3 protein-coding genes and 1 tRNA gene are annotated in these 7804 nt (G+C 67.3%); 2 read left to right on the top strand and 2 right to left on the bottom strand.

The window, feature by feature from the left end; genetic code table 11:
- Window positions 1–424 precede the first annotated feature (424 nt).
- Window positions 425–5014: an NAD-glutamate dehydrogenase domain-containing protein gene (locus tag ABDV78_RS19200; protein ID WP_343529057.1), complete on the bottom strand. Its 4590-nt coding sequence runs from the start codon at window positions 5012–5014 to the stop codon at window positions 425–427.
- A 104-nt stretch (window positions 5015–5118) separates the two neighbouring features.
- On the bottom strand, window positions 5119–5955 hold the full coding sequence (locus ABDV78_RS19195; protein ID WP_343529056.1) for a hypothetical protein: 837 nt from the start codon (window positions 5953–5955) through the stop codon (window positions 5119–5121).
- A gap of 148 nt (window positions 5956–6103) precedes the next feature.
- Between ABDV78_RS19195 and ABDV78_RS19190 the strand changes: the two genes are divergently transcribed.
- Together ABDV78_RS19190 and ABDV78_RS19185 are read left to right on the top strand one after the other, a co-directional pair.
- A tRNA-Thr gene (locus tag ABDV78_RS19190) sits at window positions 6104–6179 on the top strand.
- A 150-nt stretch (window positions 6180–6329) separates the two neighbouring features.
- Window positions 6330–7547 carry an integrase arm-type DNA-binding domain-containing protein gene (locus tag ABDV78_RS19185; RefSeq protein ID WP_343529055.1) on the top strand — a complete coding sequence of 406 codons (1218 nt, stop codon included), beginning with the start codon at window positions 6330–6332 and terminating at the stop codon, window positions 7545–7547.
- The last annotated feature ends 257 nt before the right edge of the window (window positions 7548–7804 follow it).

The following is a 7804-nucleotide window of genomic DNA, read 5'->3' as shown; positions in this document are numbered from 1 at the left end:
GCGACAGACCCTCGAATATCGGCGCTTGCTGCACCGCAAGCTGGCCGCCTAACATCAGCCCCCAGACGAGGCCCGCTCTCCACTAATCTACGCCCCCATCTGCGCCAAATGTCCTGACGACGGACAGCGGAGGTGTCTCGCCCGCCGCGCCAGCGGCCCTCTTGTCACGGGCGATGAGGAGTTGAGGGCGCTGCGCGCGGCCCTACCTACCTCTCTCTCTCTCTCTCTCTCTCTCTCTGCGTCCTCTGCGCCTCTGCGCGAACAAAACCTCTTCCCCACGTCTCCGCGTGAACTCAATCCTCTTCGCGTCCTCGCGTCTTCGCGTGAACAGGAAAACGCCGCGCGGGAGGAGCTTCCCACGCGGCGTCTTACACGCCCCAAACGACGCACCAACGGGCTCCGGCCTTCGCCGGGATGGTGGTAATTACCGCCCCAGCAGCACCCGCGCTTGCCCCGCAATCTGGGCCAGCATCGCGGCATTGGGTTGCGCGGCCAGGCGGGCCCGGTCGATCACCGCCTTGAACTGGCCGACCCGCTCGGCATTGCGCGCCAGCCAGGCCTCGACCGCCTCCTCTAGATCGGTCGCGCCAGCCCGGCCCAGGAAGTCGAGCCGCTGCTGCTGGAAATCGCGTGCGAGGCCAGCGATCAGCAGCCGCTCCCACGGATCGCTGGGGCTGATCCGCGCCGCCTGGCCCTGCGCCCAGTCGAGGCCGAGCGCCTGACCCAGACGGGTAAAGGCATGGGTCAGCCGCGTCTCGTCCAGCGACAGCCGCTGGCCCAGATCGGCCAGCCCCACCGCGCCGTCGAGTTCGGACACCCGCACCACCCGCGCCGCAAGGTCTGCAGGCGCGCCCGCCTCCTCCAGTGCCGAAACGACCCGCGCGCTCTGCGCCTTGGCCTCATCGCGGAGCAAGGCGGGCGTTTCCGCCGCCAGCCGCTCGATCCCCGGCCGCAACCGCTCCAGTGCCGCGCCGGGTGCGGTGCCCGCCGGCATGGCGCGCAACAGGTCGGCGATCTGCGACCGGGTTGCCCGCGCCACCTCGTCGAACAACGCGATGCGCGCCGCCTCGGGCATCGCCGCCGTCTCGATCGCGGTCCACAGACCGCCCAAGTCGAACAGCCGCTCGACCACGACGAACATCGCCGCGATATCGGCCATCGCCGCGCCTTCCTCCTCCGCCAGCTCGAACGGGTGGAGGATGCCCAGCCGGTTGACGATCCGGTTGGCCAGCTTGGTGGCGACGATCTCGCCGCGCAGGCGATGCTGATCGATCGCCTCGCCGAACGCGTCCCGCATCGCGGGCGGGAAGGCCGCGTGCAGATCGGGGAGCAGTTCGTCGTCGAGCGCCAGCGCACTGTTCTCGATCGCGTCCTGCAGGGTCAGCTTGGCCGTCGCCAGCAGCACCGCCAGCTCGGGCCGGGTCAGCGCTATGCCGTCCTGCCCGCGCCGCAACAGCACGTCGTTGTTCGCCAGCCCCTCGACCACGCGGTCGAGCCGCCCGGCATTCTCGAAGATTTCGATGACGCGGACATAGCTCGGCATCGCGCCCGCGCCGTCCGCCTCGGCGATCGACAGGCCCAGCGTCTGGAGCCGGTTATCCTCCAGCACCAGATGCGCCACGTCATCGGTCATCGCGGCGAGCAGCGTGTTGCGGTCGCCCTCCGCCAGACGGCCCTCGATCATCTCGCGGTTGAGCGCGATCTTGATGTTGACCTCATTGTCCGAGCAGTCGACGCCTGCCGAATTGTCGATAAAGTCGGTGTTGATCCGCCCGCCGCGCTCGGCAAAGGCGATGCGCGCGGCTTGCGTTACGCCCAGATTCGCGCCCTCGCCGATCGCGGTGACGCGCAGATCCTCGGCATCGACGCGCAGGCGATCGTTCGCCGGATCGCCGACCTGGACATTATTCTCCGCCGCCGCCTTGATGTACGTCCCGATGCCGCCGAACCACAGCAGATCGGCCGGAGCCTTCAGGATCGCCGAGATCAGCGCCGCCGGTTCCAGCGCGGTCGCGGTGATGCCCAAAGCCTCGCGGATTTCGTCCGACAGCGGGATGGTCTTGGCCGAGCGCGGGAAGACGCCGCCGCCCGCCGAGATCAGGCCGGTGTCATAATCCGCCCAGCTCGACCGGGGCAGCGCGAACATGCGCGCCCGCTCGTCCCAGCTCGTCGCGGGATCGGGATTGGGATCGAGGAAGATGTGGCGATGGTCGAACGCGGCGACCAGCTTGATCGCCTTGGACAACAGCATCCCGTTGCCGAACACGTCGCCCGACATGTCGCCGCAGCCGACGACGCGGATGGGTTGCGTCTGCACATCCACCCCGCGCTCGGCGAAGTGGCGCTGGACGGAGACCCAGGCGCCCTTGGCGGTGATGCCCATCGCCTTGTGATCGTACCCCTGACTACCCCCGGAGGCGAAGGCGTCGCCCAGCCAGAAGCCGCGCTCCAGCGCCAGCGCATTGGCGACGTCGGAGAAGGTCGCGGTGCCCTTGTCGGCGGCGACGACGAAATAGGGATCCTCGCCGTCCAGCACGCGCACGCCCTCGGGGTGCACCACCGCGCCCTCGACGATATTGTCGGTGATCGACAGCAGCGCGCGGATGAACACGCGGTAGCTTTCCTTGCCCTCGGCAGCCCAGCCATCGCGGTCGGTGACGGGCGACGGCAACTGCTTGGGGTAGAAACCGCCCTTGGCACCCGTCGGCACGATGACCGCGTTCTTGACCCGCTGCGCCTTCATCAGGCCGAGAATCTCGGTGCGAAAGTCGTCGCGGCGATCCGACCAGCGCAGGCCGCCGCGCGCCACGGGTCCGGCGCGCAGATGGATGCCCTCGACACGTGGGGAATAGACCCAGACCTCACGCCAGGGCAGCGGTGCGGGGAGCCCCGGAATCTGGTGGCTGTCCAGCTTGAATGCCAGCGCCTCCCGCCCCGCTTCGGCAAAGGCATTGGTACGCAAGGTCGCGGCGATCATGTCGCGGAAGCTGCGCAGGATACGGTCATCGTCGATCGCCGACACCGCATCGAGACCCGCCGCAATGGCAGTATCGGCGGCGGCGATATCGCCCTGTGCCTTGGGATCATGCGCCGCCGTGAACCGCTCGATCAGCGCCGTCGCCAGCTTGGGCGCGCGGCGCAGCGCATCGACCACGGTCGTCAGGCCATAGGGCAGCCCCGCCTGGCGCAGATAACGGAACCAGGCGCGGAACAGCACCACCGCCTGCGGGCTGAGGCCCACATCGACGATCAGGCGGTTGAACGCATCATTCTCCGCCTTGCCCTCCAGCACCGCGGCGATCGCGCCTTCCAGCACCGCCGCGCCCTTGGGCTCGGTCGTCGCCTCGGTCTCTACGATAAAGTCGTGAACGAAGGGATCGGCCTCGTCGCGCAGCCGGGTCGGCAGCTCGCCGATCACGCGGAAGCCGAAATTCTCCAGCACCGGCACCGCGTCCGACAGCGGCAGCGCGCCGTTGAGCTTGTAGATCTTCAGCTGGCGATCCTGCCCCGGCTGGACCGGGAAGAGGCGAACCGAGCGGCTATTCTCGTCCTCCAACGCGGACAGACGCAGAATGTCGGCGGCGGCCTCCGACGCGTCGCTGACATTGCGGTAATTGGTCGGGAAGGCATTGGCCCAGCGCAGCGCCAGACGCGCCGCACGCGGGGCGGGCACCTGTTCGGCCAGCGCCGCCTCGACATCGGGCATCCAGCCGCGCACCATCTTGCGTAACCGTTCCGACAGCACGGCCGTATCGGGCAGGCGGCCGTCCTGACGCAGGTCGATGGTGTAGCGGATCAGCGCCACGACGCCGTCCTCCAGCGCGATCGACCAGTTGAGCAGCGAGCCGTTCGCCGCCTCGCCCAGCATCTCGCCGATCGCGACGCGCCGCGCGGTGATCAGCTCGTCGCGCGGCAACCAGACAAAGGCGAACAGATGCCGCTGCAACACCGAACGGACCACCACCAGCTCGGGCCGGGGCCTGTCGGCCAGCGACATGGCGGTCAGCGCCAGCGTCTCCAGCGCCTCCGCCGGGAAGGCGGTCACCAGATCATGCGGCAGCGCGGTCAGCGCATGGGTCAGCGCCTTGCCGGTATGGCCGCGCGGATCGAAGCCGAACTTGGCCTGAAGCGCCGCCAGACGCGTGCGCAGGACGGGCACCTCATGCGGCGGGCTGGCGAGCGCGGCGCTGGTCCACAGGCCCGCATGGATCGACAGGCCGACGGGGCGACCGCCCTCCATCACCGGCACCAGCACCAGATCGAGCGGCACCGAGCGGTGGACGGTCGAGATCGCATTGGACTTGAGCAGCAAGGGCGCAGCGCCACCTTGCGCGAAATAGTCCAGAGCCCGCTGGCGCGAAGTGTCGGCGAGCAGCGGAATCTTGTGCGGCGTCCGCGCCACGCCCAGCGCGGGCGCGTCGCGGCCATCCTCGAACCACTTCTCATGGCCGAGCAGCGTCAACTTGCCGCTGAGGAACCACAGCAGCAGCGCGGCCCCCTCGCCATTCTTCTCGCCCAGCGTGGTCGCGTCGGCGGCCAGCGCATCCTGCAATCCGGGCCAGTCGGCCACCGCCGCGCGGACATCGGCCAGCACGGCGCGCAGATCGTCGACCAATCCCCGCCGGTCGCGCGCATCGGCGCGTTCCATTTCCAGATAGATGAAGGATTCGGACCGGCCGCCCGTGCCGATCGCCTGAAGCTCGCCCTCCGCATCGCGGGTCACGGGCAGGACGGGGTGGATCACCCGGTCGATCGCGATTCCGTCCGCGCCCACCATCGCCGCGATCGAATCGACCAGGAAGGGCATGTCGTCATTGACGATGGCCAGGCGCATCCGGCGGTGCGTGTCATCGCCCGACATCGGCTCCAGCGCGATCGACGGCTCACCCGGCGCCCGCCGCTGGGCCACCCCCGCGACGAAGGCCGCCGCGGCAGCCACCTCCGCGGGGCCGAACCCCTGCAACTCCGCCGGAAGGGCGCCCTGGGTCAGCCGTGCGGCGATCGCGTCGGCCATCGGATGCGACATATTCGGTGCCATGGGTGCAAGTCCTAGGCCCGGCTGTCGCGTCGCTCAACCCTCTGACGACCGAGAAAAGATGTTGCGCCGCAGCGCAATTTTCATCGTGCGGCGCGTAATACCCTGTCGGACAGGCGGTCGTCGCCGATCACCTGACCCAGGATTTCGAAGCCCCCATCCAGCGCGACCCGACCGACCAGCACGACCGGCGTACCGGGGGGAGCATCGACATCGAACGGAACATGCCCGAGGGACGGCGCTTCGGCCCGCTTCGACATGGCCTCCTGACCGAACGGCATCGGCGCTTCCCACAGGGGTTTCGTCAAGGCGTCGCGGGACGTCTCCGCCGGGCTTTCGACATCGAGCAGCACCGCATCCAGCCGGGCCTGAAGCAGGGGGTCCGCCACCTCCTTCCAGCTCGCCACGACCTGGATGAAATCGATCGTGCGGCCATCGGACGAATAGGGCAGCAGGACCCCGCGATAGAGGGTGGTATGGCCGCGCGCGTTGAGGAATTCCGCCTCGAACCCGGCGGGTGCCTCCTCGGCAAGGATTTGCGCATAATGGCGCGTCAACCGCCCCACAAGCGACCCCGGGGGCAGATCCCCGACCCGCATGGAATGCCCGTGCCCGCCGCATTCGTCGCGCAACGTGCCACCGAAGAAGGTGATGATCGGATTGCCCCGGTCGCCGCGAAAATCGAGCAGGGCCGAATGCTCGGCGAACTCGCCCAGCATGACGGGGTCCAGCGCCGCGATCGAGGGATAGGGCGCGTCGCCCAGAAGGGAGACCCAATGATGATAGGCACGCGCATGAAGCCGCCGCTCGACACCGGCCAGCCCGAACAGAACATCCTCCGCCGCGTCCAGGGGTTCCTTTCCAACGACATCCGCCGCCCCGCCTGTCGATGCCGCCCCCGCTTGATCGGCCGTGCGCATGTCCGTCCCCGTCTATCTCGCCATTTGTCCCGTCATGCCCGCATTATCGTTAACGACATGTAAAAACGCCAAGCCCCTTGCCATGCCCCACCACAACTGTTAAGCGCGCCCACCTCGACCGGACACCAGCCGGTTCGACAGGTCATGGGCCGCTTTAGCTCAGCTGGTAGAGCATCGCATTCGTAATGCGGGGGTCACAGGTTCGAGTCCTGTAAGCGGCACCATCACGTCCCCGGAACAAACCTGGAAAACCGCAGAAATCTGCGGTAAACTGCCTCTCGGCGGTCCCGTGAAATCTCATTATGTTCCGCCGTGGCCCACTCAAAAGGGGCCACGAATCATGGGGCCACGAACGTTGCAGGAGGCGTGGCCCCATGCTTACGGTTGTGCAGATCCGGGCGCTGAAACCGGCAGAGCGTCCTTACAAGGTGGCCGATTCGGACGGCTTGTATCTGCTGGTGCAGCCATCCGGCGCCCTGCTCTGGCGCTTCCGCTACCGGTGCTGCGGCATCGAGCGGAAACTTTCGCTGGGTAGTTTCCCCGATGTCACCTTGGTGCAGGCGCGCAGGAAGCGCGACGAAGCCAAGGCCGAACTCGATGACGGGATCGATCCGGTCGAGGAGAAGCGCCAGCGGCGACTGAAGGCCGAACTCGCCGCGCAGACGACTTTCGCCCTGGTGGCGGAGGAATATATCCAGAAGATGGAGCGTGAGGGACGTTCCCCCGCCACCATCAAGAAGGCGCGCTGGTTCCTCGAATTCCTCGATGGCATCGCCAAGCGTCCGATCGCAGCGATCACCCCGCATGAGCTTCTCGACGTGCTGAAGCGGGTCGAGCGTCGCGGGCATCATGAGACGGCGCTCCGGCTCCGCTCCTTCGCCGGCCGTGTCTTCCGCTATGGTTTCGCGACCCTGCGCACCGAGCGTAATCCAGCCGACATCCTGCGCGGCGCCCTTACTGTTCCGCGGGTCAAGCATCATGCGGCGATCGTCGAGCCCGAGAAGGTCGGAGACCTGCTGCGCGCAATTGACGGGTACACGGGGCGGCCCGAGACCCTCCATGCTCTCAGGATCGCGCCACATGTGTTCCTGCGCCCGGGTGAGCTGCGGCAGGCGAAATGGAGCGAGATCGACTTCGCCGAAAAGGTCTGGCGCGTGCCGGCCGAGCGCATGAAGATGAAGCAGCCGCATGCCGTACCGTTGTCGCGGCAGGTGCTGTTCCTGTTGCAGGATCTACGGTCGCTGGCGCGGGACAGCGAATTCCTCTTCCCGGCGCTTCACACCACCAAGCGCTGTATCTCCGACAACACGCTGAACGTCGCCCTGCGTCGCCTGGGGTTCGAGAACGACGAGATGACCAGCCACGGCTTCCGCGCCATGGCCAGCACGCTCCTCAACGAGTCAGGGCTGTGGCATCCCGATGCCATCGAGCGCGCGCTGGCCCATGGCGAGAAGGACAAGGTGCGCGCCGCCTATCATCGCGGCGCGCACTGGGCGGAACGGGTGCGCATGGCGCAGTGGTGGTCGGATTATCTCGACCAACTCCGGATCGGCGGTGCCGTCATCAAGGGCAAGTTTCGGAAGCGAGCGTAGGACTTGCGACGCCTGCCATGCGATGATGGCGTCATTTCGCAGGATCGTAGGAAGCGGGATTGCGCATCCACTCGTCGATGGCCGATGCACGCCAACCTATGCAGCGGGTGCTGAGCTGAGTGCTCCTTGGATGTCCCCCGTCAGCACCACTGGCACAGATTTGAGGTTGTGAGTTGAGGAGGATCTGGGCTTCGTCGCAGTGACGAAGGAACGAAGATGAAGCCCAGATCCTCCAACGTGAAATTGCCAGCGAAGGC

This window comes from Sphingomonas sp. (assembly GCF_039594485.1).
Classification (GTDB): domain Bacteria; phylum Pseudomonadota; class Alphaproteobacteria; order Sphingomonadales; family Sphingomonadaceae; genus Sphingomonas.
This window is presented reverse-complemented; position numbering and strand designations above follow the sequence as displayed.

Bases quoted from the DNA above. Each gene is read 5' to 3' on its own strand.
- ABDV78_RS19200 (WP_343529057.1), bottom strand. From the start codon at position 5,014: ATGGCCGACGCGATCGCCGCACGGCTGACCCAGGGCGCCCTTCCGGCG.
- ABDV78_RS19195 (WP_343529056.1), bottom strand. From the start codon at position 5,955: ATGCGCACGGCCGATCAAGCGGGGGCGGCATCGACAGGCGGGGCGGCG.
- ABDV78_RS19185 (WP_343529055.1), top strand. From the start codon at position 6,330: ATGCTTACGGTTGTGCAGATCCGGGCGCTGAAACCGGCAGAGCGTCCT.